This window comes from Pseudomonas sp. LBUM1658 (assembly GCF_059716055.1).
In genome coordinates this window covers 4,869,825-4,895,554 of the sequence record NZ_CP166798.1, presented here as the reverse complement: position 1 = coordinate 4,895,554, position 25,730 = coordinate 4,869,825, and the positions used below count along the sequence as shown (strand labels likewise).

Annotated in this window: 27 protein-coding genes; 17 read left to right on the top strand and 10 right to left on the bottom strand. The window is 60.4% G+C overall.

Annotated features, from left to right (window positions below):
- Positions 1–20 precede the first annotated feature (20 nt).
- The 5 genes from fabB to ACA064_RS22420 form a co-directional block, all read right to left on the bottom strand.
- Positions 21–1,241, bottom strand: a complete 1,221-nt coding sequence (gene fabB / locus ACA064_RS22440; RefSeq protein ID WP_497670085.1) for a beta-ketoacyl-ACP synthase I — start codon at positions 1,239–1,241, stop codon at positions 21–23.
- An 11-nt stretch (positions 1,242–1,252) separates the two neighbouring features.
- A complete protein-coding gene (fabA, locus tag ACA064_RS22435) occupies positions 1,253–1,768 on the bottom strand; it encodes a 3-hydroxyacyl-[acyl-carrier-protein] dehydratase FabA (RefSeq protein ID WP_497670084.1) in 516 nt (171 codons plus the stop codon).
- A 248-nt stretch (positions 1,769–2,016) separates the two neighbouring features.
- The gene (locus ACA064_RS22430; RefSeq protein ID WP_497670083.1) at positions 2,017–3,918 is read right to left on the bottom strand and encodes an ATP-binding protein; all 1,902 of its coding nucleotides are present in this window, start codon (positions 3,916–3,918) and stop codon (positions 2,017–2,019) included.
- Positions 3,915–4,847 (bottom strand): ABC transporter substrate-binding protein, encoded by a 933-nt coding sequence (locus ACA064_RS22425; RefSeq protein WP_497670082.1) that lies wholly within the window; start codon positions 4,845–4,847, stop codon positions 3,915–3,917. The genes ACA064_RS22430 and ACA064_RS22425 overlap by 4 nt, the downstream gene beginning before the upstream one ends.
- Position 4,848: 1 nt before the next feature.
- Positions 4,849–6,972, bottom strand: a complete 2,124-nt coding sequence (locus ACA064_RS22420) for a TonB-dependent receptor plug domain-containing protein (protein ID WP_497670081.1) — start codon at positions 6,970–6,972, stop codon at positions 4,849–4,851.
- 195 nt (positions 6,973–7,167) lie between these two features.
- Between ACA064_RS22420 and ACA064_RS22415 the strand changes: the two genes are divergently transcribed.
- From ACA064_RS22415 to pyrF, 11 genes are all read left to right on the top strand, one after another.
- Positions 7,168–8,193 (top strand): NAD(P)H-dependent glycerol-3-phosphate dehydrogenase, encoded by a 1,026-nt coding sequence (locus ACA064_RS22415; RefSeq protein ID WP_497670080.1) that lies wholly within the window; start codon positions 7,168–7,170, stop codon positions 8,191–8,193.
- Between the two features lie 18 nt (positions 8,194–8,211).
- A complete protein-coding gene (locus ACA064_RS22410; protein ID WP_497670079.1) occupies positions 8,212–8,574 on the top strand; it encodes a DUF4389 domain-containing protein in 363 nt (120 codons plus the stop codon).
- The gene (gene sixA, locus ACA064_RS22405; RefSeq protein ID WP_497670078.1) at positions 8,571–9,020 is read left to right on the top strand and encodes a phosphohistidine phosphatase SixA; all 450 of its coding nucleotides are present in this window, start codon (positions 8,571–8,573) and stop codon (positions 9,018–9,020) included. Before ACA064_RS22410 ends, sixA begins: the two co-directional genes overlap by 4 nt.
- Positions 9,021–9,287: 267 nt before the next feature.
- Complete coding sequence (locus ACA064_RS22400; RefSeq protein ID WP_497670077.1) at positions 9,288–10,955, top strand: AMP-binding protein; 1,668 nt, start codon at positions 9,288–9,290, stop codon at positions 10,953–10,955.
- A 29-nt stretch (positions 10,956–10,984) separates the two neighbouring features.
- On the top strand, positions 10,985–11,431 hold the full coding sequence (locus tag ACA064_RS22395; RefSeq protein ID WP_497670076.1) for a hotdog fold thioesterase: 447 nt from the start codon (positions 10,985–10,987) through the stop codon (positions 11,429–11,431).
- Between the two features lie 301 nt (positions 11,432–11,732).
- Positions 11,733–12,539 carry an alpha/beta fold hydrolase gene (locus tag ACA064_RS22390; RefSeq protein WP_497670075.1) on the top strand — a complete coding sequence of 269 codons (807 nt, stop codon included), beginning with the start codon at positions 11,733–11,735 and terminating at the stop codon, positions 12,537–12,539.
- A complete protein-coding gene (locus tag ACA064_RS22385; protein WP_497670074.1) occupies positions 12,536–13,390 on the top strand; it encodes an alpha/beta hydrolase in 855 nt (284 codons plus the stop codon). The genes ACA064_RS22390 and ACA064_RS22385 overlap by 4 nt, the downstream gene beginning before the upstream one ends.
- A gap of 50 nt (positions 13,391–13,440) precedes the next feature.
- Positions 13,441–14,100 carry a glutathione S-transferase family protein gene (locus ACA064_RS22380; protein ID WP_497670073.1) on the top strand — a complete coding sequence of 220 codons (660 nt, stop codon included), beginning with the start codon at positions 13,441–13,443 and terminating at the stop codon, positions 14,098–14,100.
- A gap of 8 nt (positions 14,101–14,108) precedes the next feature.
- Complete coding sequence (locus ACA064_RS22375) at positions 14,109–14,915, top strand: DUF4892 domain-containing protein (protein ID WP_497670072.1); 807 nt, start codon at positions 14,109–14,111, stop codon at positions 14,913–14,915.
- Positions 14,916–14,978: 63 nt separating this feature from the next.
- Positions 14,979–16,031, top strand: a complete 1,053-nt coding sequence (locus tag ACA064_RS22370) for an AI-2E family transporter (protein ID WP_497670071.1) — start codon at positions 14,979–14,981, stop codon at positions 16,029–16,031.
- A gap of 103 nt (positions 16,032–16,134) precedes the next feature.
- Positions 16,135–16,833 (top strand): orotidine-5'-phosphate decarboxylase, encoded by a 699-nt coding sequence (pyrF, locus tag ACA064_RS22365; protein WP_497670070.1) that lies wholly within the window; start codon positions 16,135–16,137, stop codon positions 16,831–16,833.
- 131 nt (positions 16,834–16,964) lie between these two features.
- On the opposite strand, the gene ACA064_RS22360 is transcribed toward pyrF, so the two are convergent.
- On the bottom strand, positions 16,965–17,972 hold the full coding sequence (locus tag ACA064_RS22360) for an NADP-dependent oxidoreductase (RefSeq protein ID WP_497670069.1): 1,008 nt from the start codon (positions 17,970–17,972) through the stop codon (positions 16,965–16,967).
- 258 nt (positions 17,973–18,230) lie between these two features.
- Here ACA064_RS22360 and ACA064_RS22355 point away from each other — a divergent pair, with 258 nt between their 5' ends.
- Positions 18,231–18,992, top strand: a complete 762-nt coding sequence (locus ACA064_RS22355; RefSeq protein ID WP_497670068.1) for an SDR family oxidoreductase — start codon at positions 18,231–18,233, stop codon at positions 18,990–18,992.
- A gap of 250 nt (positions 18,993–19,242) precedes the next feature.
- Here ACA064_RS22355 and ACA064_RS22350 read toward each other — a convergent pair whose 3' ends face one another.
- Positions 19,243–20,319, bottom strand: coding sequence for a 3-deoxy-7-phosphoheptulonate synthase (locus ACA064_RS22350; RefSeq protein WP_497670067.1), 1,077 nt, complete (start codon positions 20,317–20,319; stop codon positions 19,243–19,245).
- Between the two features lie 130 nt (positions 20,320–20,449).
- Positions 20,450–20,893, bottom strand: a complete 444-nt coding sequence (locus ACA064_RS22345; protein ID WP_497670066.1) for a PilZ domain-containing protein — start codon at positions 20,891–20,893, stop codon at positions 20,450–20,452.
- Between ACA064_RS22345 and ACA064_RS22340 the strand changes: the two genes are divergently transcribed.
- The 5 genes from ACA064_RS22340 to cysB all read left to right on the top strand — a co-directional run bounded on the left by ACA064_RS22340 (position 20,892) and on the right by cysB (position 24,848).
- Complete coding sequence (locus ACA064_RS22340; protein ID WP_497670065.1) at positions 20,892–21,278, top strand: thioredoxin family protein; 387 nt, start codon at positions 20,892–20,894, stop codon at positions 21,276–21,278. The two genes, ACA064_RS22345 and ACA064_RS22340, sit on opposite strands and share 2 nt — an antisense overlap.
- Complete coding sequence (locus tag ACA064_RS22335) at positions 21,278–22,237, top strand: putative 2-dehydropantoate 2-reductase (RefSeq protein WP_497674313.1); 960 nt, start codon at positions 21,278–21,280, stop codon at positions 22,235–22,237. Before ACA064_RS22340 ends, ACA064_RS22335 begins: the two co-directional genes overlap by 1 nt.
- Before the next feature lie 23 nt (positions 22,238–22,260).
- Positions 22,261–23,166 carry a 5'-nucleotidase gene (locus tag ACA064_RS22330; RefSeq protein WP_497670064.1) on the top strand — a complete coding sequence of 302 codons (906 nt, stop codon included), beginning with the start codon at positions 22,261–22,263 and terminating at the stop codon, positions 23,164–23,166.
- Between the two features lie 96 nt (positions 23,167–23,262).
- Positions 23,263–23,763 carry a universal stress protein gene (locus ACA064_RS22325; protein ID WP_497670063.1) on the top strand — a complete coding sequence of 167 codons (501 nt, stop codon included), beginning with the start codon at positions 23,263–23,265 and terminating at the stop codon, positions 23,761–23,763.
- A gap of 110 nt (positions 23,764–23,873) precedes the next feature.
- Entirely contained in the window at positions 23,874–24,848 is a 975-nt protein-coding gene (gene cysB, locus ACA064_RS22320) for an HTH-type transcriptional regulator CysB (protein WP_497670062.1), read from the top strand.
- 3 nt (positions 24,849–24,851) lie between these two features.
- Here the strand turns inward: cysB and ACA064_RS22315 are convergent, their stop codons facing one another.
- Positions 24,852–25,334: a GreA/GreB family elongation factor gene (locus ACA064_RS22315; RefSeq protein ID WP_497670061.1), complete on the bottom strand. Its 483-nt coding sequence runs from the start codon at positions 25,332–25,334 to the stop codon at positions 24,852–24,854.
- 2 nt (positions 25,335–25,336) lie between these two features.
- Positions 25,337–25,723: a hypothetical protein gene (locus ACA064_RS22310; RefSeq protein WP_497670060.1), complete on the bottom strand. Its 387-nt coding sequence runs from the start codon at positions 25,721–25,723 to the stop codon at positions 25,337–25,339.
- Positions 25,724–25,730 lie beyond the last annotated feature (7 nt).

Below are 25,730 nucleotides of genomic sequence, written 5' to 3'. Positions count from 1 at the left end.
GCCGTTTCTTCATGGGCAGGTTACTTGCCCTGCCAGCGCTTCAGTACCAGGGTGGCATTGGTGCCACCGAAACCGAAGCTGTTGCTCATCACGTTGTTGAGCGTGACGTTCTCGCGGGTCTTGGTCAGGATCGGCATGTCAGCGACGGCCGGGTCCAGTTCGTCGATGTTGGCCGAGCCCGCCATGAAGTTGCCTTCCATCATCAGCATGCAGTAGATCGCTTCATGAACGCCGGCGGCGCCCAGGGAGTGACCGGACAGGCTCTTGGTGGAGCTGATGGCCGGGGCCTTGTCGCCGAACACTTCGCGCACACCTTCCATCTCTTTGGCGTCGCCGACCGGAGTGGAGGTGCCGTGAGTGTTGATGTAGTCGATCGGACCGTCGACGGTGGACATGGCCATCTGCATGCAGCGGATGGCGCCTTCGCCGCTTGGAGCGACCATGTCGTAGCCATCGGAGGTCGCGCCGTAGCCAACGATTTCCGCGTAGATCTTCGCGCCGCGGGCCAGAGCGTGTTCCAGCTCTTCAACCACGACCATGCCGCCACCGCCGGCGATGACGAAACCGTCACGCTTGGCGTCGTAGGCACGGGAAGCCTTTTCCGGGGTTTCGTTGTACTGGCTCGACAGCGCGCCCATGGCGTCGAACAGGAACGACTGGCTCCAGTGCTCTTCTTCGCCGCCGCCAGCAAACACGACGTCCTGCTTGCCCATCTGGATCTGTTCCATGGCGCTGCCGATGCAGTGAGCACTGGTGGCACAGGCAGAAGCGATGGAGTAGTTCAGACCCTTGATCTTGAACGGTGTGGCCAGGCAAGCGGAAACGGTGCTGCTCATGGTCCGCGTCACGCGGTATGGGCCGACGCGCTTGACGCCTTTCTCGCGCAGGATGTCCAGCGCTTCCATCTGGTTCAGCGTGGAGGCACCACCGGAACCGGCGATCAGGCCGGTGCGCGGGTTGGAGACTTGTTCCTCGGTCAGACCGGAGTCTGCGATGGCGTCTTTCATGGCCAGGTAGGCGTAAGCCGCCGCGTGGCCGACGAAGCGAAAGATCTTGCGATCTATCAGCTCTTCGAGGTTGAGGTCAATGGAGCCGGAAACCTGGCTACGCAGACCCATTTCGGCATATTCCGGGTTGAATCGGATGCCCGGGCGGCTTGCACGCAGGTTAGCGGAGACGGTCTCTTTGTCATTGCCCAGGCACGAAACGATGCCCAGACCAGTGATAACGACGCGGCGCATGCGGATAACCCTTAGAAGTTGTCAGTGGAAGTAAATACGCCGACCCGAAGGCCTTCGGCGGTATAGATTTCGCGGCCGTCGACGCTGACAGAACCATCGGCGATGGCCATGTTCAGTTTGCCGCGCATGACGCGCTTGATCTGAATGTTGTAAGTAACCTTTGCGGCAGTCGGCAAGACCTGGCCGAAGAATTTTACCTCTCCTGAACCCAATGCGCGACCACGGCCTGGCAAACCCTGCCAGCCAAGGAAGAAACCGACCAGCTGCCACATGGCATCCAGGCCCAAGCAGCCTGGCATGACCGGGTCGCCTTCGAAGTGGCATGCGAAGAACCACAGGTCTGGATTGATGTCCAGCTCGGCGACCAATTCACCTTTGCCGTACTTGCCACCCTCGGCGCTGATATGGGTGATGCGATCCACCATCAGCATGTTCGGGGCGGGCAGTTGCGCGTTACCTGGGCCGAACAGCTCACCGCGACTGCAGCGCAGCAGGTCTTCCCGAGTAAAGGCGTTTTGTTTGGTCATGCGAGCTCCTCAATAGTCCCATGCGGCAGGGTGGGGCAAATCTTCCCGACCGATCGAAGCGTTCATGCCTCGAATCGACAGCCTACTCATAGACTATTGCGTTGTAGTGAAAGTCACAGCACAAAGGGCACGAATGTACACTTGTGCACTGAAATTATTATCCAGGCCTGTTTATGGGCCTGTTCGGGTGCCTAAGACTGCCGCACTTTCGCATTTCACGCCAGTCACAGATCGTCGAAACCTCGGTTCTACTGAACCCAACGTTGCAGAATTTGCTGCAGATCAGTGCGTTTGAACGGCTTGGCCAGATAATCGTTCATCCCGGCGTCCAGGCAGGCCTCGCGATCGCCCTGCAAGGCGTTGGCGGTCAGGGCAATTATTGGCAGTTCGGCGCAGCCCGGCAGTTGGCGGATCTGGCGGGTCGCTTCATAGCCATCGATCAGCGGCAATCGACAGTCCATCAGAATCGCGTCGAATATCAGGCTCTCGGCGCTGCGAATGGCTTGCGCACCGTCGGTGGCGATGCTGACGGTATAGCCCAGGCTACGCAGCATCGCTTCGATTACTGTCTGATTGACCGGATTGTCCTCGACCAGCAGTACGTTACGATCCTCGCCATGGGCATTGGCCGACTGCGCCCGGCGTGTCAGCACTGGCAGGCTCTGCAAGTACAGCGCCAACGGTATCTCCAGAGTGAACACCGAACCGCGGCCTTCTTCACTCTGGGCGCGCAGGGTGCCGCCCATCCGCTCGGCAAGGGTGCGGGCAATCGGCAGGCCGAGCCCGGTGCCGCCATAACGCCTGGAAATCGAACTATCGGCCTGCTGGAACGCATTGAACATCAGCTCCAGGCTTTGCGCCGAAATCCCGATGCCACTGTCGCGCACGCTGCAGGTAAACCACAGCAACTCGTGATCCAGGGATTGCCACTGCGGCTCGATGGTCACGCTGCCCTGTTCGGTGAACTTCAGCGCATTGCCGATCAGGTTGACCAGAATCTGCCGGATCCGCGTCGGATCGCCCTGAACCTGCAGCGACTCCATACCGTCCGGATTCTTCAGCTCAAGACTGAGGCCACGCTGCGCCGCACTGTGCTGGAACGCCTGGGCGCAACTGGTGATCAGCTCGGCGAGGTTGAACGGGATATGTTCCAGTTCCAGCGCCGCGCGCTCGATGCGCGAGAAGTCGAGGATGTCATTGATCACTTTAAGCAGGTGCTCGGTGGATTCCGAGGCCAGTGCTGCGTATTCGATCTGCTCCTCGGTCATCTCGGTGGTTTCGAGCAGTTGCAACATCCCCAGCACACCATTCATCGGCGTGCGCAGCTCGTGGCTCATCATCGCCAGGAAGTCGGATTTGGCGTTGTTGGCTTTTTCCGCTTCTTCGCGGGTCTGGATCAGTTGGGCCATTGCCTGATGCTGTTCGCGGCTGGCTTGCTCGAGGCCATCGGCGAGGTTGTTGATATGCCGTGACAGGTCGCCGAGCTCGGCATCGTCGACAATCGGCAGGGCAGTGCCGTAGTCGCCCTGTTGAATGGCCTTGACCGCGTTGCCCATGGCACTGATCGGCCGCGACAGGCTGGCGGCCAGACGGCGGGCCAGGAGAAAGGTGAACAGCAAGGCGAACAGCGCCAGGACGCCGGCCTTGAGCAGGATTTCCTGCTGGCGCTGGCTGAAGGCGTCATTTGACATGCCGACAATCACCCGGCCCAGGTAGTCCTCCCGCGGGGCGTTGGTTTGCGTTTTGCCGCCGCCGAAAAAATCAGTGTTCAGATGGATCTGTTGCAAGCGTACGGGCGCCTGAAACACTTCAACCTGCTGCGAGCGACTGATGGTTTCCGAAGGTTGTTCGACGTACACCAGAATATTGTTGGCGCTGTCCTGTACCTCGAGGAAGCGCACATGGGGGGTCGCGAGGGTGGCCTTCAACAAGCTCTCGAGCACCTCGTTATTGCCGGAAATCACCCCGTACTCGGTGGCGGGCGCCAGTTGGTTGGCAATCAGCTGACCGGTGTGGTTCAGCTCCTGGCGCAGGTCCTGAATCCGCACGAAGGTGAAGAAACTGATAAGAAGCAAGGTCAGTAACAAGGCCGGGCCAAGGCTGATGATCTGGGTGCGGGTATTGATGTCCCAACGGCGACGGAAGGTCATGGGCGCTGCTCTCCTTCGGCCAGCCGGGTGGCGACAGACTGTTCGTCAATCGGTTCGATACCCAGTGAGCGTGCCACTTGCGGGTTGCTCGTCACTTTGAATTGTTGCGGATACAGCGCCCGCGGCCAGTTGTCGGTCGGACGGTCGAGCAAGGTGTCGAGAGTAGCCAGCCAGTCGTTTTGATCGCTGTAGGTGCTGGCCAGACTTCCCGCCTTGACGAAAGCGGCATTGGGACCGATCAGCGCCAGCTGCCGGGCATAGCTGCTGAGCAGCAGGTTTTTCGCGGTTTTCGGGTTGTACAGGTCGTTATCGTCGAGACCCAGTAGCACGTCGCTGTTTTTCAGCAGGGCCTGGAGTGGGCGGCTGTCGCCGGTGTTGTCCCAGCGCTCGGCGACAATTTTCAGTCCCAGCGGTTGCGCTTGTTGATGCAGTTCTTTCAGGAGAAATTCGCTGTGGCGGTCATAAAGCACGCCGATCCGCCGGGCTTGCGGCAGGAGGCTCTGGATCAGGCGCAATTGCCGGTCCAGCGGCGGGTCGCTCCACAGCAGACTGAGGCGGGCCGGCAGGTTGTTGCCCAGGCGTTGCCGGGCTTGCAGCCGACTGATGCGCAGCACCAGGGTTGCCGGCCCCTGGGTGTCCTGCAGGCGCCAGTCGAGGCTTGGCAGGTCGAGCAGGATCAGGCGCGTGCCCGAGGGCAGTTGGCTGGGTGCCGGCAGATTGGCCAGCGCGCTGAAGCGCACCCGATCTTCCGGCCGCTTATTGCTCAGGGCCTGAGTGAAGGACTGCACGCCGGGACTGTTTTCAACACCCGTCAGGACAATCTCGGCGGCCCGGCCCGCAAGGCTTGCGAACAGGCAGATAATCCCCAGGCACACTGAGCCGATGAGGCGGCCAAGGGTTGGCTTCATCCATGATTGGCATTGATCCATGCTAGAACTCTAACTCCGCGCTGAGGTAGAGCAAATGGCGTTCGTCGTAGGTGTTATCGACAAAGGTGGTGGGTTGATCGTCGAGCCGTTGCTGAAGTATCCCGGCCAGCTCCAGACTGGCCTTGCCCAGGGGAATGCGCTTGGCGATCCGCGTATCGACCCGTTCGAAGCGGTAGCCGTTGAGGGCGTTGTCACCATAGTAGAAGAGGGCGCTGGACCAGCCCTGGCCCCAATCGCGCAGCCAGCCTGCCGAACCGCTGTTGCGGGCGGTCTGTTGCTGATCGAGGGGATTGCTCGCCTCGGCGTCGACGTAGGCATAGGTCAGGCGCAGGCGGTCTGCGGCGCTGATGCGCCAGTCGAGCTGGGTTTCGCTGCCAGTGAAGCGTGAGGAATTCGAGTTGCTGGCGATGTACTGGTTGTTGCGCAGCGGCTCGCTGATCATTCCGGTGATTTCGTCGTAGAACACCTTCAGGTCGACGGTCAGCCCGATATCGGCAAAGAAGCCGTTGTAGCCCAGTTCCCGCGAGCGCATGTGTTCTTGCTCGAGGTTACCCGGGCCGCGGGTCCTGACGAAGTACCGGGCGCTGGATTGTCCATAGGCGCGGGGATTCAGGTTGGTGACCCGGTAGCTCCAGTTGACATTGTTTTCGAACATGTCGGGCGAACGGATGGCTTCCGAATACACGGCACGCAGGCCATGGCGCGGGGTGATCAGGTAATTGACGGCGAGCCGCGGGGTCAGCGAGCTGCCAATCAACCGGGTATCTTCGAACATGGCACCGCCCTGCAATAGCCAGTGTTCGCTGGCGCGCCACTCAAGCTGGCCGAACAGACGCCAGAGGGTGTCGTCCAGGGTGCCATTGAAATAGGTCTCGGAGTCTGCCCGGTCGTAACGATAGTTGATCCCGCTGACCAGCCGCAGGCTATCGGACAGGCTGAGGGTATCCTGCAGTTCGAGGTCATAGCGCGTTTCGCGGGCGCTCTGGTCGATATCGCCGCACAGGGTTTGATTCGCGCCGCCGTTCCATTGCTGCAGAACCTGATTGGCCAGCGCCTGTTGCGCCGGTGCCCCGGGCGGTGCTCCGGTGCCGGTGTAGTTGTCCATGTGCCGGGCGAGGCGCTCGGCGTAATTGGGGTCGAGCTGCCAGAGCCGGGTCAGTTCCGGGCTGAATGAGACTTCCGCGTCACAGGCCCGCCAGGTCTGCTGGCGATCCCAGTGTTGCGCCGATCCTTGAACATAGAGGCTGTGATCCGGGTTGATTTCCAGGTTCCAGCGCAACGAACCGGCATAGTCCTTGGCAATGACATCGGAATTGTTACCCGCTGCGCTAACTCCAGGGAAGACCGGGCGGTAGGTGTAAGGCCGCTGATTAGTGCCTTCCTTGGCATTCAATTGCCAGTCGATGCTTTGCTGATCGTCGAGCATCTGGCTGACCGACAAGCCCATGCGGTTCAAGCGGCGACTGTCGCGGTAATCCGCGCCGCTGCGATCCGAATCGAAACCGTCATCCTCCTGACCGGAAAGCGACAGGCGCAGGTCACCGGTTTCCCAGCCACTGCCCTGGCTGGCGTACCAGTCATTGATACCGCGCTGGCCACGGGTGACCTTCATCCGCGTGCCGTGGCTGTTGGCTGGCGAGCGGGTGATGATATTGACCACCGCCATCAGCGCATTGGCGCCATAGCTGACGGTATTGGGCCCGCGGAAGACTTCGATGCGTTCGATATCCTCCATGGCCACCGGAATATCGCTCCAGTCCACGGTCGCAAGGCCGGCGCGATACACCGAGCGACCATCGATCAGCACCTGCATGCGCCGCGCTTCGCTGGCATTGGTGCCGTGATAGTTCACCGCGGCCTGGTTGCCGCTGATATTGCCGACCATCATCCCCGGCACCAGGCGCAGCAGTTCACTGATATCCCGCGAACCGCTAGCCATGATCAATTCGCTGTCGATCACCGTCATACTGCCGGGTACTGCGGCCGGCGACTGTTTCAGGCGCGTGGCAGTCAGCACTTTTGGCAGTGTCTGGCTGTCGAGGAACAGATCATCGGCCAACACCGGGGTGCTGAAAAACAGCGCCATGACCAGTGATGATCGAGGGGTGGGAGGGCCAAAATACACGGCACAGCCTTGATAACAGGTAATTGGCGCGCATGTTAACCGAGCGGGGCGGGTTTTCCAGTGAACAGCTACACAATTGATAGGGTGAAACCGTCACATCCAGTCATTTGCCAGTAATTGATCGCAGGGCTGGCCGCCTGAGGACTGCTCCGTATAATGCCGATATCGCCACTGCTATGGATTAATGGATTGCATATGACTGAACAGCGCCCTATTGCGGTCCTGGGAGGCGGAAGTTTTGGTACCGCCGTGGCCAATCTGCTGGCCGAGAACGGTCTTGCTGTGCGGTTGTGGATGCGCGACCCGGAACAGGCCGAGGCCATTCGGGTCAATCGCGAGAATCCGCGCTACCTCAAAGGCATCAAGGTTCTCCCGCCGGTGGAACCGGTAACGGACCTGCTGGCGACCCTGACCGACTGCGATCTGTGCTTTGTCGCATTGCCCTCCAGCGCCTTGCGCTCGGTACTGGCCCCGCATGCCGCGCTGTTGAGCGGCAAATTGCTGGTCAGCCTGACCAAGGGCATTGAGGCGCACACCTTCAAGCTGATGAGTGAAATTCTCGAAGAAATCGCTCCGCAAGCGCGAATCGGGGTGTTGTCCGGGCCGAATCTGGCTCGAGAAATTGCCGAACATGCGCTGACCGCTACTGTGGTCGCCAGCGAAGACGAGGAGCTTTGCCAGCGCGTCCAGGAGGCGCTGCATGGCCGTACCTTCCGTGTTTACGCCAGCGCCGACCGCTTTGGCGTCGAGTTGGGCGGCGCGTTGAAAAATGTCTATGCAATCATCGCCGGCATGGCGGTAGCGCTGGGCATGGGTGAAAACACCAAGAGCATGCTGATTACTCGCGCTCTGGCGGAAATGACCCGCTTCGCGGTGAACCAGGGCGCCAATCCGATGACCTTCCTCGGTCTGGCCGGGGTCGGTGATTTGATCGTCACCTGTTCTTCGCCCAAGAGCCGCAATTACCAGGTGGGTTTTGCCCTGGGGCAGGGCTTGAGCCTGGAAGATGCGGTGACGCGGCTGGGCGAAGTCGCCGAGGGCGTCAATACGCTCAAGGTGCTCAAGGCCAAAGCCCAGGAAGTCGGGGTGTATATGCCGCTGGTCGCCGGATTGCATGCGATTCTGTTCGAAGGGCGCACGCTTGACCAAGTGATCGAGTTGTTGATGCGTGGTGAACCGAAAACCGATGTCGACTTTATCTCCACCAGTGGTTTCAACTGACAGGAAAGGAGCGAGACCATGAACGATCCGAAGGATCCATCTGCAACAACCGAAGCCGGATATGAGTCCATTTTGCTGCGCGTCCTGTGGATGCTGGTGTACGTGCTGGTCTGGCAAGTGGCGCAATTCATTCTCGGCGCCGTGGTGCTGGTGCAGCTCATTTACCGGCTGATCTACGGCGCACCGAGCGCCAGCCTGATGAACTTCGGCGACAGCCTGAGCCAGTTCCTGGCGCAGATCGGGCGCTTCGGCAGTTTCCACAGTGACCAGAAACCCTGGCCATTCGCCGATTGGCCGACCCCGCGCGCACCGGAAGGCGAAACGCCGCATGCCGTACCACCTGCACCGCACCCGGTACGGGATGAGGAGCCGAAGCTATGAAGCTCTGGGTGCTGCGTCACGGCGAAGCCGAGCCCCACGCCCGTAGCGACGCTGAGCGTAACCTGACCGAGAATGGCCGCAAGGAAGTGCTGAGCAGCACCGCGCAGCTGATCGGCCAACCGCTCAGCGCGATCTACGCCAGCCCTTACACGCGGGCGCAGCAGACCGCGCAATTGGTGCGCGAAGCCCTGGGCTTCGAGCCTGAGGTCCGCACCGTGCAGTGGCTGACTCCCGACCACGATCCGCCGGCGGTGGTGGATCAGCTCGACTTGTTGGACAACGTGCTGCTGGTCAGCCATAACCCGCTGGTCAGCAACCTGATTGCCTATCTGCAACAGGGTAACTGGCGCGAACCGCAGCGGGTGGGCACCGCCGGCCTGGTCGAGCTCGAAGGTGACTGGCCGCTGGCGGGGTTGATGACGCTCAAGAGCATCAAACATCCGTAAAGGTCATACCCGGTCCTGTGGCGAGGGGGCTTGCCCCCGCTGGGGCGCGCAGCGGCCCTAAAACCAGGCAACGGGTTCTTTCAGTTAGAACCCGATGATCGGTTTACGACTGCTTCGCAGCCGAACGGGGCGATGCGGCGTTCCGACAAGCCCCCTCGCCACAAGTTCACCACTTGCTCGCTCTGATTTGTCTGTGAAATAGTCGACCAAGCAGTTGCTTGGTTGACTACGCTTTGCGCCATACAGAACAAAAAAGGAGCGCATCGCATGTCTGCCGCTTTTCGTTTGCCGCTGGAAGTGTTTTACGAGCGTGAAGCTCGTCATGCCCGTCAACGCTTCCTGGTCCAGCCGGTGGGGGGCGGGCAGATCGAAACCCTGAGCTGGTCCGACGTCGGTCACCAGGCCCGCTGCGCAGCCCACTGGCTCCGCGCCCGGGAGCTGCCGCAAGGCAGCCACATCGCAATCATCTCGAAAAACTGCGCGCACTGGATTATCGCCGACCTGGCGATCTGGATGGCCGGGCATGTGTCTGTCCCGCTGTATCCCAACCTGACGGCCGACTCGGTTGCGCAAGTGCTCGACCATTCGGAGTCGGTATTGGTATTTGTCGGCAAACTTGATGACTGGCCAGGCATGTCGCCCGGGATCCGCGTTGACTTGCCGACCATCAGCCTGCCACTCAGCCCCGACGGCTCGTTCGATTACAGCTGGGCCGACCTGCAACGCAGTTCACCGATCCAGGACGACCCGCTGCCCGCTGCCGCGCAACTGGCAACGATCATCTACACCTCGGGCACTACCGGTTTGCCCAAGGGCGTGATGCACAGTTTCGCCAATCTCGCTTTCGCCACCACCCAGGGCACGCAATTGTTTGGCCTGGGGGAGTCGGATCGGCTGCTGTCCTACCTGCCACTGTGCCATGTGGCGGAACGGATGTTTGTCGAGATGGCATCGATCTATACCGGGCAAACGGTGTTTTTTGCCGAGAATCTGGACACTTTCCTCACCGACCTTAAGCGCGCGCGGCCGACCGCGCTGTTCGGCGTGCCGCGGATCTGGACCAGGTTCCAGATGGGCGTCTACAGCAAGATGCCCGCCAAACGCCTGGATTTCCTGCTGGGCTTGCCGATCATTGGCCGGCGGATAGGGCACAAAGTCCTCGTCGGGTTGGGGCTGGATGCCTTGCGCATCGCCTTGTCCGGCGCCGCGCCGGTGCCGCAGACCTTGCTCGAGTGGTATCAGCGGCTCGGTCTGGATGTGCTGGAGGTCTATGGCATGACCGAGAATTGCGGTTATTCCCATGTCGGTCGTGCGGGGCAGCATAAACCAGGCTGGATCGGCGCACCCTGCCCGGGAGTCGAAGTGCGGATCGACGAGGCGGGTGAAGTGCAGGTGCGTAGCCCTGCGACCATGCTCGGCTACTACAAGGACCCGCAGAAAACCGCCGAAACCCTGACCGAAGACGGCTTTCTGCGCACCGGCGACAAGGGCGAGCAGGACGCCGAAGGCAATCTGCGCCTGACCGGGCGGCTCAAGGAAATCTTCAAAACCAGCAAAGGCAAATACGTCTCCCCAGCGCCAATTGAAAATCTCCTGGCAGTGCATTCGCGGATCGAGCAGGTGTGTGTGGTCGGTGATGGCTTGAGCGCGCCGCTGGGGCTGTGCGTGCTGTCGGCGGTCGGCCTTCAGGATGCCGACAGTGCCGCCCGCAATGGTTTGCACGCCAGCCTGGAAACCTTGCTGATAGAGGTCAACGGCATGCTCGACAAACACGAACGCTTGCGTCGACTGGTGGTGGTGAAAGACAGTTGGGCCGTGGAAAACGGTTTCCTGACGCCCACCTTGAAGATCAAACGCAATGTGATCGAGGCCACCTACGGCGCACGCTTCCAGGAGTGGAGCGAGCGTTCCGGAGTGGTGCTGTGGCAGGATTGACGCGAATAAAACCAATTAAGGATGTAGCGATGAGTCTATGGCGTACCACTCCCAACATCGAGCAACTGAACGCGATCCAGAAAAACACCATTGGCGAAGTGCTGGATATCCGCTTCGAAGCCTTTGATGAAGAGTCCCTGAGCGCGAGCATGGTGATCGACCATCGCACCCATCAACCCTATGGTTTGCTGCATGGCGGCGCTTCGGTCGTGCTGGCCGAGACCGTCGGTTCCATGGCCAGCTACCTGTGCATTGATGCCAGCAAGTTCTATTGCGTAGGGCTCGAGATCAACGCCAACCATTTGCGCGGCCTGCGCAGCGGGCGGGTGACAGCAGTGGCGCGGGCGATTCACATCGGTCGCACCACCCATGTCTGGGACATCCGCCTGAGCAGCGACGAAGGCAAGGCCAGCTGCGTATCGCGGCTGACCATGGCGGTGGTACCGCTGGGAAATATGCCGCCGACACGGGGATAGCCCTGATAGAGCAAGGTAGCTTCCCTGTGGCGAGGGGGCTTGTCGGAACGCCGCATCGCCCCGTTCGGCTGCGAAGCAGTCGTAAAGCCGGTGAACGCGGCGTGCCTGATACAAACGCGGTTGCAGGTTTTAGGGCCGCTACGCGCCCCAGCGGGGGCAAGCCCCCTCGCCACAACAAGCCCCCTCACCAAAAGTTCAGGGCGATGGCCTGACTGTCATCATTCCTGGCAGTTACGGTCATTGCTGTCGGCCAGTGTCTTGCGGACAATCAAGGCCTGATTTCGCTTATGGATTCGCCGGTATGCCGCAGCAGATATTTTTCGCTCACGCCAATGGCTTCCCTTCTGCCACCTACGGCAAGTTGTTCGCCGCGCTGGCGCCGGAGTACGAGGTTGCCCATCTGCAGCAACACGCTCACGATCCGCGTTTCCCGGTGGACGACAACTGGCTGAACCTGGTGGATGAGCTGATTCATCACCTCGAGCAGCAGCCTGAGCCGGTATGGGGCGTCGGTCATTCCTTCGGCGGAGTTCTGCATCTGCACGCGGCCTTGCGTTGTCCACAACTCTATCGCGGCGTGGTGATGCTCGATTCGCCGGTGCTGACCCGCGCCGATCAGTGGGTGATCCGCGCCGCCAAGCGCTTTGGTTTTATTGATCGGCTGACCCCTGCCGGCCGCACCCTCGGGCGCCGGGAAGAGTTTGCCGATCTGGAAGCCGCGCGCCATTACTTCGCCGGGAAAACCCTGTTTCGCGGCTTCGATCCGGAATGCTTCGACGCTTATCTGCAACATGGCTTGCACAAGGTCGGCGATCGTCTGCGCTTGAGTTTCGATCCGGCGACGGAAATCAGCATTTACCGCGGCGTTCCGCATACCAGCCCCGGTCGCGCACGGCAGTTGAAAGTGCCGCTGGCGGTAGTCCGCGGGCGGCAAAGCCGGGTGGTCATGCGCCATCACGCCAGCTCGGTCGGGCGTCTGCCCCACGGCGAGTCGCTGACCATGCCGGGTGGGCACATGTTTCCCCTCGAGCGCCCACAGGACACTGCCACGCTGCTGAAGAATCTGTTCAGTCGCTGGGACAGCCGCAGCGAGCGAAATTGCGCATGAAAACTCCAGTTGAAGAAGTCCGCCTGAGCCTGCCGCATATCGAATTGGCCGCACATTTGTTTGGCCCGGAAGACGGTCTGCCGGTGATTGCCTTGCACGGCTGGCTGGACAACGCCAATAGCTTCGCGCGGCTGGCGCCCAAACTCTCGGGTTTGCGCATTGTCGCGCTGGACATGGCCGGGCATGGTCATTCCGGGCATCGACCGCAGGGGGCCAGTTATGCGCTGTGGGATTACGTCTACGACGTGCTGCAAGTCGCCGAGCAGCTCGGTTGGAAACGCTTTGCCCTGCTCGGACACTCACTGGGGGCGATCGTATCGCTGGTGCTGGCAGGCGCGCTGCCGGAGCGCGTGACCCATCTGGCGCTGATCGACGGGGTCATTCCTCCTACCGCAAAAAGCGACAATGCCGCCGAGCGAATGGGCATGGCCCTGCAAGCGCAGCTGGATCTGCAAGAGAAGCGCAAACCGGTTTACAGCACCCTGGACCGTGCCATCGAAGCCCGTATGAAAGGCTTGGTGGCGGTCAGTCGGGAAGCGGCGGAGTTGCTGGCCCAGCGCGGGCTGATGCCAGTACCGGGCGGCTATACCTGGCGCAGCGACAGCCGCCTGACCCTGGCTTCGCCGCTGCGTCTGACAGAAGAACAGGCCATGACCTTCGTCCAGCGCATCAGTTGTCCGACCCGGCTGGTGGTCGCCGCGGACGGCATGCTGGCGCAACATCCGCAATTGCTGGAGCGTCTACCCTTTAGCCGTGAACAGCTGCCTGGCGGCCATCATTTGCATCTGAATGACGAGCCCGGCGCCGCCCTTGTTGCAGACTGTTTCAATCGGTTCTTCGCCGTTCCTTGACTTGCAGCGGGCAACTGTCGAGGCTGGGCGGGTTGAAATGGGAGACAACCATGATAGATCTCTACACCGCTGCGACCCCGAATGGCCACAAGGTCTCTATCGTGCTCGAGGAACTCGGCCTGCCCTACAAAGTGCATGCCTTGAGTTTCGACAAAAAGGAACAGAAGGCAGCAGATTTTCTCAAGATCAATCCCAATGGCCGGATTCCGGCGATTGTCGATCGCGCCAATGGCGATTTTGCCGTGTTCGAGTCCGGCGCAATCCTCATTTATCTGGCCGAGCTTACCGGGAAACTCATGCCCGGGGCCCCCAAGGGTCGCTCACTGGTGATCCAGTGGTTGATGTTCCAGATGGGCGGCATCGGCCCGATGCAGGGTCAGGCCAATGTGTTTTTCCGTTATTTCCCGGAGAAGCTCCAGGGCGCCATCGACCGCTATCAACATGAAACCCGCCGTTTGTATGAAGTGCTGAACACCCGCCTGGAAGCCGTCGAGTTTCTGGCCGGCGATTACAGCATTGCCGACATCGCGACCTTTCCATGGGTCCGTAGCCATGAATGGTCCGGGGTCTCGGTAGATGGCTTGCCGGCCTTGCAGCGCTGGTTGGCTACCCTGGAAGCCCGCCCGGCAGTGCAGCGCGGCTTGTTGGTGCCGCCATATGTCGACGACGCCAGTATCGTCAAAGGCGCTCAGGCCATGCTGATCCGATGAGAGTACCCATGCGTTTAATCAGTTTGCTCGGGCTGGCCTGTTTCAGTCCGCTGTTGTTCGCTGCCGATGTTCCCGGCAGCCAGGATTTACCCATAGTGCCGCGTTTACCCGATGCGCAGATTGTCGATTACCGGCCAACCGCGGAGCTGGAACGGATCTATCCTTTAGGTTCGATCCGCAAAATCAGCGGCCAGCTGCGTTTCGACGGTCAGGTCAGCACCCGCGGGCAAGTCAGCTCCGTGACCTACCAGTTACCGCCCGAGCATTCGTCCACCGAAGCCTTCACCGCCGCCCGTGAAGCCTTGCAGAAGCAGGGTGCGCAGCTGTTGTTCTGGTGCCAGGCCCGCGATTGCGGGGAAAGCAGCCTGTGGGCCAACGAGGTCTTCGGCAATGCCAAACTCTATGGTTCCGATGAGCAGCAGGCTTACCTGCTGTTACGTCTGGCGGCACCCCAGGACAATTCGCTGGTGGCCCTGTACAGCATCACTCGCGGTAATCGCCGGGCTTACCTGCACGTCGAGCAGTTTGACGCCAGCACCGCCCTTGGCGAGTTGATGCCGACTTCCGCGACCTTGTTGCGTCAGCTCAAGGACACCGGTGAACTGGATTTCCCGAAGCTCGACGGTGAGCCGCTACCGGCCTGGCTAACGTTGCTGTCACGCGGGCTGAACCTCGATACCACGATGCGGGTCAGTGTTTCCGGGCCCCATGCCGAGACCTGGCGCCAGGCGCTGATCGGGCAGGGCGTGCGAGAGGCGCGGATGGAGACGGGAAGCGATAAAGCAACGGGTCTGCGTATCGAATTACTGCGATAGGCTCTTCTGAGCTGCGCGCCGTTCGCCTACTCTTTGTTCGTTGAACCTTTCACGAGATCTTTCATGATCAATAACGATCGCCTGTTGGTGCAGATCCTGCTCCTGGTGTTGTTCGGCGCCAGCTTCTGGGTAATGGCGCCGTTCTGGTCGGCGCTGTTCTGGGGCGCGGTACTGGCCTTTGCCAGTTGGCCGCTGATGCGCTTGCTGACCCGTTGGCTCAATGACCGCGAGTCCCTCGCCGCAGCGCTCTTGACCCTGGGCTGGATGTTGCTGGTGGCGGTTCCGCTGGTCTGGCTCGGTTTCAATCTGGCCGACCATGTGCGGGACGCCGTGGCGTTTATCAAGGACGTGCAAGTCGATGGTCTTCCTGAAGCACCGACCTGGCTAGGTGGCATTCCCTTTGTCGGCGGGCGGCTGCTCGGGATCTGGAACAGCATCGACCAACAGGGCGCGGCGATGATGCTCGCGGTCAAACCCTATCTGGGGCAGGTCGGCAACTGGTTGCTGGCGCGCAGCGCGCAGATCGGCGGCGGGATTCTCGAGCTGACCTTGAGCATCGTCTTTGTGTTTTTCTTCTATCGCGACGGGCCTCGCCTGGCGATGTTCGTCCATCGTTTGCTGGAACGGCTGATCGGCGACCGCGCCGGTTATTACATCGAACTGGTGGCGGGCACGGTCCAGCGGGTGGTCAATGGCGTGATCGGCACGGCGGCGGCGCAGGCGGTGCTGGCGCTGATCGGCTTCCTGATCGCCGGAGTGCCGGGCGCGCTGGTGCTGGGCATCGTCACCTTCCTGCTCAGCCTGATTCCCATGGGCCCGCCACTGGTGTGGATTCCCGCTACCGCCTGGCTGGCCTGGAAAGGCGAGTACGGCATGGCGGTGTTCCTTGGTGCCTGGGGCATGTTCATCATCAGTGGCGTCGACAACGTGCTCAAGCCCTACCTGATCAGCCGCGGCGGCAATCTGCCGCTGGTGATCGTCCTGCTCGGGGTGTTTGGCGGCTTGATTGCGTTTGGCTTTATCGGCCTGTTCATCGGCCCGACCCTGCTGGCCGTGGCCTATAGTCTGTTGACCGATTGGAGCACCAGCCAGGTAAAGGTCGACGACAAGCGCTGATCCGCACGTCAGACTCGAGAATGAATTACCGATCATTGGGTCCCGCATTGATGCGGGTTCCGCTACAATGCGCGCCGATTTCGACTTGCCTGAGAGCCTACTCATGTCCGCCTGCCAGACTCCTATCATCGTCGCCCTGGATTTCCCCACCCGTGACGCCGCGCTGAAGCTGGCCGATCAGCTGGACCCGAAACTGTGCCGGGTCAAAGTCGGCAAGGAACTGTTCACCAGCTGTGCCGCGGAGATCGTCGGGACCCTGCGTGACAAGGGTTTCGAAGTCTTCCTCGACTTGAAATTCCACGACATCCCGAACACCACAGCGATGGCCGTAAAGGCTGCTGCGGAAATGGGCGTATGGATGGTCAACGTCCATTGCTCCGGTGGTTTGCGCATGATGGCCGCCTGCCGTGAAGTGCTCGACCAGCGTAGCGGATCCAAGCCGCTGTTGATCGGTGTGACCGTGCTGACCAGCATGGAACGCGAGGACCTGGCGGGAATCGGTCTGGACATCGAGCCTCAGGAGCAAGTGCTGCGCCTGGCGGCATTGGCGGAAAAAGCCGGGATGGACGGTCTGGTCTGCTCGGCGCTGGAAGCTCAGGCCTTGAAAGCCGCGCATCCGTCCCTGCAATTGGTGACACCGGGGATTCGTCCGGCGGGCAGTGCCCAGGACGACCAGCGTCGTATCCTCACGCCACGTCAGGCGCTGGATGCCGGTTCCGACTATTTGGTGATCGGCCGTCCGATCAGCCAGGCGGCCGATCCGGCCAAGGCGCTGGCGGCTGTGGTAGCCGAGCTGGCGTAAAGATCAAAAGATCGCAGCCTGCAGCAGCTCCTACAGGATTTGCATACACCTGTCTTTGTGGGTGTACGCGGTCCCTGTAGGAGCTGCCGATTGGCTGCGATCTTTTTATGGACGCACCGCAGTTCCCCGTCTCAAGACACTTTCAACACCAGCTTGCCAAAGTTCTCGCCGCTGAACAGTTTCATCAGGGTTTCCGGGAACGTCTCCAGTCCCTCGATGATATCTTCCTTGCTCTTGAGCTGCCCCTTGGCCATCCAGCCGGCCATTTCCTGCCCGGCGGCGGCGAATTGAGCGGCATAGTCCATCACCACAAAGCCTTCCATGCGTGCACGGTTGACCAGCAACGACAGGTAGTTGGCCGGGCCTTTCACCGCCTCTTTGTTGTTGTACTGGCTGATTGCGCCACAGATCACTACGCGGGCCTTCATGTTCAGTCGGCTGAGTACCGCATCGAGAATATCGCCGCCGACGTTATCGAAATATACGTCGACACCTTTCGGGCATTCACGCTTGAGCCCGGCGACCACATCTTCGTTTTTGTAATCGATGGCGCCATCGAAACCCAACTCGTCGATCAGGAATTGGCACTTGTCCTTACCACCGGCGATGCCCACTACGCGGCAACCCTTGATCTTGGCGATCTGCCCGGCAATGCTGCCCACCGCACCCGCTGCGCCCGAGAGCACCACGGTGTCACCGGCCTTGGGGGCGCCGACGTCGAGCAGGGCGAAATACGCGGTCATCCCGGTCATGCCCAGCGCTGACAAATAGCGTGGCAGCGGTGCCAGTTCCGGATCGACTTTGTAGAAGCCGCGCGGCTCGCCGAGGAAATAATCCTGCACCCCCAGGGCGCCGTTGACGTAGTCGCCGACGGCAAAGCCCGGATTGTTCGAGGCCACGACCTTGCCAACTCCCAGTGCGCGCATCACTTCGCCAATGCCCACTGGCGGAATATAGGACTTGCCTTCATTCATCCAGCCACGCATGGCCGGATCCAGTGACAGGTATTCGTTCTTGACCAGGATCTGACCCGCCGCCGGTTCACCGACCGGTACTTGCTGATAGGTGAAGGTCTCGCGGGTCGCCGGGCCCACCGGGCGTTTTGCGAGGAGGAATTGGCGATTGGTCTGGGTAGTCATGACAGGCACTCAATGATGAATTGAAGCCTGATTGATAGACCCTGGAAGCCAATGTCGCAAGGTTTGCCGATGCAGCGAATAGGTTGCGATCCAATCGGGTGATAGTCACAAGTGGTCTGTGTGGCTAGCCGTACAGGCCACCAGGGCCTGTTTATCACTGCAACTCATAGCTGTTCAACCGGCCTTCTGATAGTGCTGCCGCGTCTCGGGTCGCTGTGACTAGACTGCGCTCACCCGCATTCCATCGAGGACATAACAATGAGCATGACATTTTCCGGCCAGGTCGCATTGGTCACTGGCGCAGCGGCCGGTATTGGCCGCGCAACGGCCCAGGCGTTTGCCGCCGAAGGCTTGAAAGTGGTGGTCGCGGACCTGGATCTGGCGGGCGGCGAGGGCACGGTGGAGCTGATTCGCGCGGCCGGTGGCGACGCGGTTTTCGTGCGTTGCAACGTTACCCTGGAAGCGGATGTGCAGCAGCTGATGGAGCAGGCGGTCAGCGCCTATGGCCGGGTCGACTATGCCTTCAACAATGCCGGGATCGAGATCGAAAAGGGCAAGCTGGCCGATGGCACCCTGGATGAGTTCGACGCGATCATGGGGGTCAATGTCAAGGGTGTCTGGCTGTGCATGAAGTACCAGCTGCCGCTGATGCTTGCCCAAGGTGGCGGCGCCATCGTCAATACCGCCTCGGTAGCCGGCCTGGGTGCGGCGCCGAAGATGAGCATCTACGCCGCGTCGAAACATGCAGTGATCGGTCTGACCAAATCGGCGGCCATCGAGTATGCGAAGAAGAAAATCCGCGTCAACGCCGTTTGCCCGGCAGTGATCGACACCGACATGTTCCGTCGGGCCTATGAGGCAGATCCCAGGAAAGCCGAATTCGCCGCCGCCATGCACCCGGTCGGTCGCATCGGTACCGTCGAAGAAATTGCCAGTGCCGTGCTCTATCTGTGCAGCGACGGCGCAGCCTTCACCACCGGTCACGCCCTGGCGGTGGATGGCGGGGCGACGGCTATCTGACCGTCGGGTTCAGCAGGCATGAAAAAACCGGAATCCTTTGACGGATTCCGGTTTTTTTGATCACCCAAATTGTGCGGCGAACATCACACCTTGTGGCGAGGTGTCTATTGTAGGAGCGAGCTTGCTCGCGATGGACTCAAGGTCGGCGCGTTTATTCAGACAACACGCGTTATCGTTAACGTCCATCGCGAGCTCGCTCCTACAGGGATGCAGGGCAAGCCCCCTCGCTACAGTTACCTGCCCAGATCATTTAGCCGCGATCGCGTTTTGGCAGCACATCCTTTAGCTTGGCATGCATGCTGCGCAAGGTATTTTCGGTGGCGCTCCAGTCGATGCAGGCATCGGTAATGGAGACACCGTATTGCAGGTCGGCCAGGTCTTTCGGAATCGACTGGCAGCCCCAGTTCAGATGGCTCTCGACCATCAAACCGATGATCGACTGATTGCCTTCGAGGATCTGGTTGGCGACGTTCTCCATCACCAGCGGTTGCAGTGCCGGGTCCTTGTTGGAGTTGGCGTGGCTGCAATCGACCATGATGTTCGGCTTGATCTTCGCCTTGTTCAGCGCTTGCTCGCAGAGCGCGACGCTGACCGAATCGTAGTTCGGCTTGCCATTGCCACCGCGCAGCACCACGTGACCGTAGGCGTTGCCCTTGGTGGTGACGATCGACACGCCACCTTCCTGGTTGATGCCGAGGAAGCGGTGAGGGCTGGAAACCGACTGCAGGGCGTTGATCGCCACGGTCAGGCCACCATCGGTGCCGTTCTTGAAGCCGACCGCCGAGGACAGGCCGGAAGCCATTTCACGGTGAGTCTGGGATTCGGTGGTGCGTGCGCCGATGGCCGACCAGCTGATCAGGTCCTGCAGGTACTGCGGCGAGATCGGATCGAGGGCTTCGGTTGCGGTCGGCAGGCCCATCTCGGCCAGATCCAGCAGCAGTTGACGACCGATGTGCAGACCGTCCTGAATCTTGAACGAGTCATCCAGGTACGGATCGTTGATCAAGCCTTTCCAGCCGACGGTGGTACGCGGCTTCTCGAAATAGACCCGCATCACCAGATAGAGGGTGTCGGACACTTCGGCGGCGAGCGCCTTGAGGCGTTCGGCATATTCATGCGCCGCCTTGAGGTCGTGGATCGAGCAAGGCCCGATAACGACGAACAAGCGGTGGTCGGTGCCATCAAGAATGTTGCGAATGACTTCGCGGCCCTTGGTCACGGTGCGCAGGGCAGCGTCACTCAAAGGAATCTCACGCTTGAGCTGATCGGGCGTGATCAGGGTCTCGTTGGAGGCGACGTTTAGGTCGTTGATCGGTAAATCAGCCATCGTTTACTCGTCAGGTCACGGGTGCCGGCCGCCAGCGATCCCCGCGCGGCGGAGCACAGCAGATTTAAGCGCGTCGGGGAGCCGAACCTTAGCGCGTTACACTGTGGCTCGACAATGGGCAAGCGCGGGTTTAATCCAGCACTGGCTGCATAAATGCCTGTCGGACGTTGTCATGGGAGAACTCGTCGGCATGCTGCTGGACCCACTCCAGTGCCACGGCCTCGACCCCCTCCTGCTCGGTCTGCGGCTTGTGCAGGCGACAATAACGCGCCATCTGGCAGACCTGTTCGCCCATGCGCGCGCAGAACAACGTCTGTTCGTCGACAAAAGCAATCCCGACCAAATACCCTCGCTTGCGTCGCAGACACCAGACCACATAACCCAAGTAGCAGGCATTTTCGCCCAGAGTTGGCATGCGCACTTCCAGTGCAGTCCCGTAGCGCCAGGCTCGGTGATAATTGCAAGCCATACCACCGAGGCTGATAGAGTGCAGCTGTTGCCGAGAAATACACTCTCGTTTACGTAAGGTCAACTCGACCGGAACATCATCAGGATGAGGTAGAAAACGTCTCATGAACGCGGACTCCGAGTCTCGGTTATTTGACATTGTTTCACCCAGTATAGTGGCCCAATCGCAGCTGACTGATTTCGACGCCGATCAACAGCTGTTGGCGATGAACGGCGTATCGCTGGTGATCTTCACCAGTGTCGGTTGCGCCAGTTGCCGCTGGGCCCGCCAGCAGCTGCCCGGCCTGGATCTGGCGGTCGATCGGTTGTGCTGGATCGATGCGGGGGACAACGGTGGAGTGGTCGAGCGTTATCAGGTATTTCATTTGCCGGCGCTGTTCGTGGTGCGCGACGGCGAGTTCTACGGGGCCTTACAGTCGCGGCTGACGCGCAATGAGCTCAATGCGGGCGTGGGTCAGGCGCTGAGTCGAATTCCAGAGGAGTTGCCATGATGGGTGCAGGGGGCCAGACGCCGCGAATCGGCATTGTCGGTACCGGGGCGATCGGCGGTTTTTACGGGGTGATGCTGGCGCGTGCCGGGTTTGATGTGCACTTTCTGTTGCGCAGTGAATTTGCCGCTGTTGCCGAACACGGCTTGCAACTCAACAGCGCCGTGCATGGCGAGTTGAGGTTGAATCCGGTCCAGGCCTACTCCTGCGCAGACGACATGCCGCCCTGTGACTGGTTGCTGGTGGGCGCGAAAACCACCAGTAACGCCGAGCTTGCACCGGCGATCATCAAGGCCGCCGCCGCGGGAGCCAAAGTGCTGTTGCTGCAAAATGGTCTGGACGTCGAAGACAGCCTTCGCGACTTGTTGCCCGACTCGCTGCACCTGCTGGGCGGTCTGTGTTTTATCTGCGTGCATCGCGCAGCCCCCGGGGTGATCGAACATCAGGCGCTGGGGGCGGTGAATATCGGTTACCACAGCGGCCCGGCCCTGGCCGATGAACCGGCACGCCAGGCCATCGTCGAGCAAGGCGCCGGGCTGTTTCGCCTGGCCGGTATCGACTCTCAGGCCATGGCCAATCTGCAGCAGGCGCGCTGGCAAAAACTGGTCTGGAATGTACCGTACAACGGTCTGTCAGTGCTGCTGGGCGCCAGTACCACGCCGCTGATGGCCGACGCCAGCAGTCGCAAGTTGATTCAGGCGCTGATGGCCGAAGTGGTGCAGGGTGCGCTGGCCTGCGGTCATACGATGCCGCCCGGATATGCCGAACATCTGTTCAAGATGACGGAAAAAATGCCCGATTACTGGCCGAGCATGTACCACGATTATCTGCATAAACGCAGGCTGGAATTGTCGGCGATCTATGCCAGGCCGCTGGCCGTTGCCAGGGCTGCCGGCTGTGAGCTGCCGAAAATCGAGGCGTTGTGTCAGGCGTTGAGTTTTATCGATCGGCGTAACGGCTGAGTCTGTCGGCCAGGGGGAGCGAAATGACAAAGGGTGTGGGCGACAAGCTGGTGGTGGCAATTTCCTCGCGGGCGCTGTTCGATTTAACCGAGAGCCATAAGGTTTACCTGGCCAATGGAGTCGAAGCCTATCGCCAGTATCAGATCGAGCATGAGGACGAGTTCCTCGAGCCGGGCGATGCGTTTCCACTGGTCAAAAAACTGCTCAGCCTCAATGCCAGTCTCGGTCGCGCGCGAGTCGAGGTGGTGCTGGTTTCACGCAATAGCGCCGATACCGGTTTACGGGTATTCAACTCGATCCAGCATTACGCCCTTGATATTTCCCGCGCCGCCTTTGTCGGTGGGCGTAGTCCCTATCCCTATCTGGCGGCATTTGGTTGCGATCTGTTTCTGTCGACCCACGCCGAGGATGTGCGCAGCGCGCTGGACGCCGGTTTCGCCGCGGCGACCATCCTCTCCGGCGGCGCCCGACGGGCGGCCAGTGGCGAATTGCGGATCGCTTTCGATGGTGACGCGGTGTTGTTTTCCGATGAGTCCGAGCGCGTTTATCAGGCGGGTGGGCTCGAAGCCTTCCAGGCCAGTGAGCGCGAGTCGGCTCGCGAGCCACTTCGCGGCGGGCCGTTCAAAGGCTTCCTGTCCGCACTCTATTTGCTGCAGCGGGAGTTTCCCGACGACGCCTGTCCGATCCGTACGGCATTGGTCACTGCCCGTTCGGCTCCGGCCCACGAGCGGGTGATCCGGACCTTGCGCGAATGGGACATTCGCCTGGATGAGTCGTTGTTTCTCGGCGGTCTGGCGAAGTCGGCGTTTCTTGAAGCCTTTGCCGCCGACGTGTTTTTCGACGATCAGGCCGGCCATTGCGAATTGGCCCGCGAGGTGGTCGCTACCGGTCACGTCCCTCATGGCATCAGCAATGAGCAGAAGGTTTAAGCCGACCGTTCAAGGCTTTACGCAAAATCTCCGACTCGCCAAGGCACTGCTAAGCTGAATCAAATCTCCGCCATATTTGGCATTCGAGGAGGTCATATGATTCGTTCGATGCTGTATGCCACTGACCTCGGCGTATACGCCCCCTATGTGATGCAACATGCTCTGGCACTGGCTAGAACCTTCAATGCCGACCTGTATGTGGTTCACGCTGTCGAGCCCATGGGGCTGTTTGCCGAATCGGTGCTACAGAGTTATCTCGATGAGCAGGCGTTGAGCGAATGGCACAGTCAGGGCCTGTCCACGGTAATGGCCAATATCGAGCAGCGCGTGCTCGACAGCTTTCGCGAAGAGTTGGGGGAGGGCCAGCAGGAGCTGGCGCTGATCAAGTCGGTCAGGGTATTTCAGGGCGATCCGTCAGAGGTCATTCTCGAACAGGCGCAGAAACTCTCGGTGGATTTGTTGATCGTAGGTAGTCACAGCCATGGTGCCGGAGGGGAAACGCCTTTGGGCAGGACCTCCGCCCGGGTTTTGCAGTTGGCTCAGGTGCCGGTGTACCTGGTGCCACTGGTACAGCGTCGGCGGCACGGGGATAGATGAGGCTGGAATGGTAGGCTTGATAAAAAAGTTCTAGATTTATTCTTCAAACCATTAATATAGTTATATATCGTCGCTGATGCCGTGGCGTCTACCTGCTTTGAGGGATACATATGAAGCTTCAACAATTGCGCTACATCTGGGAAGTGGCGCACCACGACCTCAACGTTTCCGCTACTGCCCAAAGCCTTTACACCTCGCAACCGGGCATCAGCAAGCAGATCCGCCTGCTCGAGGACGAGCTGGGGGTCGAGGTTTTCGCCCGCAGCGGCAAGCACCTGACGCGAGTCACCCCGGCCGGTGAGCGCATCATCACCACGGCTGGCGAGATCCTGCGCAAGGTCGAGAGCATCAAGCAGATCGCTCAGGAGTTCTCCAACGAGAAGAAAGGCACCCTGTCGATCGCCACCACTCACACCCAGGCGCGTTATGCGTTGCCGCCGGTGATCAGCAGCTTCATCAAGCAATACCCTGATGTGGCCTTGCACATGCACCAGGGCTCGCCGATGCAGATCGCCGAAATGGCCGCCGACGGCACCGTGGATTTTGCCATCGCCACCGAAGCCCTGGAGCTGTTCGGCGATTTGGTGATGATGCCGTGCTACCGCTGGAACCGCTGCGTGGTCGTGCCCCAGGGCCATCCGCTGACCAAGCTGCCGAAGCTGACCCTGGAAACTCTGGCTGAATACCCGATCGTCACCTACGTGTTCGGCTTCACCGGTCGCTCGAAACTCGACGAGGCCTTCAGCCATCGCGGCCTGACCCCGAAAGTGGTGTTCACCGCCGCCGATGCCGACGTGATCAAGACTTACGTGCGCCTCGGGCTGGGCGTGGGCATCGTTGCGAAAATGGCGGTCGATACCAAGCTCGACAGCGACCTGGTGGTGCTCGATGCCAGCGACCTGTTCGAATCCAGCGTGACCAAGATCGGTTTCCGCCGTGGCACTTTCCTGCGTGGCTTCATGTGCGACTTCATCGAGAAGTTTGCTCCGCACCTGACGCGCGAAGTCATGGCCAAGGCCATCCAGTGCCATAACAAACAGGAACTGGAAGAGCTGTTCGACGGCGTCGAGCTGCCGGTTCACTAGGATTCACTTCACCTCGGTGACAGCAAACTGTTGCCGGGTGCCCGCCACATTGATTTCGACCTCATCACCTTCGAACTTGCCCAGCAGGCTTTTACCCAGCGGCGAACGCGGGGTGATGACGGTAATCAGCTGCCCCACCAGATAGACCTTCAGCCCGGCCGCATCAGGCCCCAAAAACAGCCACTGCTGATTGCCGTTGTCGTCTGCAAGCCCGAGCAAGGTGCCGATCTGGATGCCTTGCTGCTCGTCATACGCACGCAATATCAGGTTCTGGCACAGCACCAATGCCTGCCTGATCTCTTCCACGCGCCTGGCCTGGCCTGTCGCCAGATAGGAAGCCTCCAGGCCCAGGGTGTCGTACTTGTTCTCGGCTTTGTTTTCTTCGTGGGTCGCGGTTTCGTAGGCGGTTTGCGCGGCGCGTTGGGCGATATCGAGATCGACCTTGAGCTTTTCGAGGATCAGGCTGTGGACGGTGTGTTTATTCATGGTCAATCGCAGAATTGCAGGACATTGGCCCGGCTCTTGTCGCTGGGGGCCGTCTGGTCTTGTTGCAGCCAGAACTGGCATTTGGGGTTGGACAGATTGCGCAGATTGCTGCGGGCATTGTCCAGGGTTTGTTGTTGCTCGTTCTTTTGCAGATTTTGCTGGTATTGCTCAAACATGCGGTTCGGTTCGACAAGGGGTGGTTTCGTCAGCTGCTGAACCGCCTCTGCCAGCGGCGCCAGCTGCTGGCTGAAAAGAAATCGCGACGCCAACCAGCAGGTCAATGCGATCACAATGAAGCCCAGCCACATGCCCAGGGCGATGCTGGCGCTCAGCTGTAGCAGATTGAGGCTGACGGGCATTGAGCGACGGGGGTGTGAACGAAAGGGCATGGCGGCC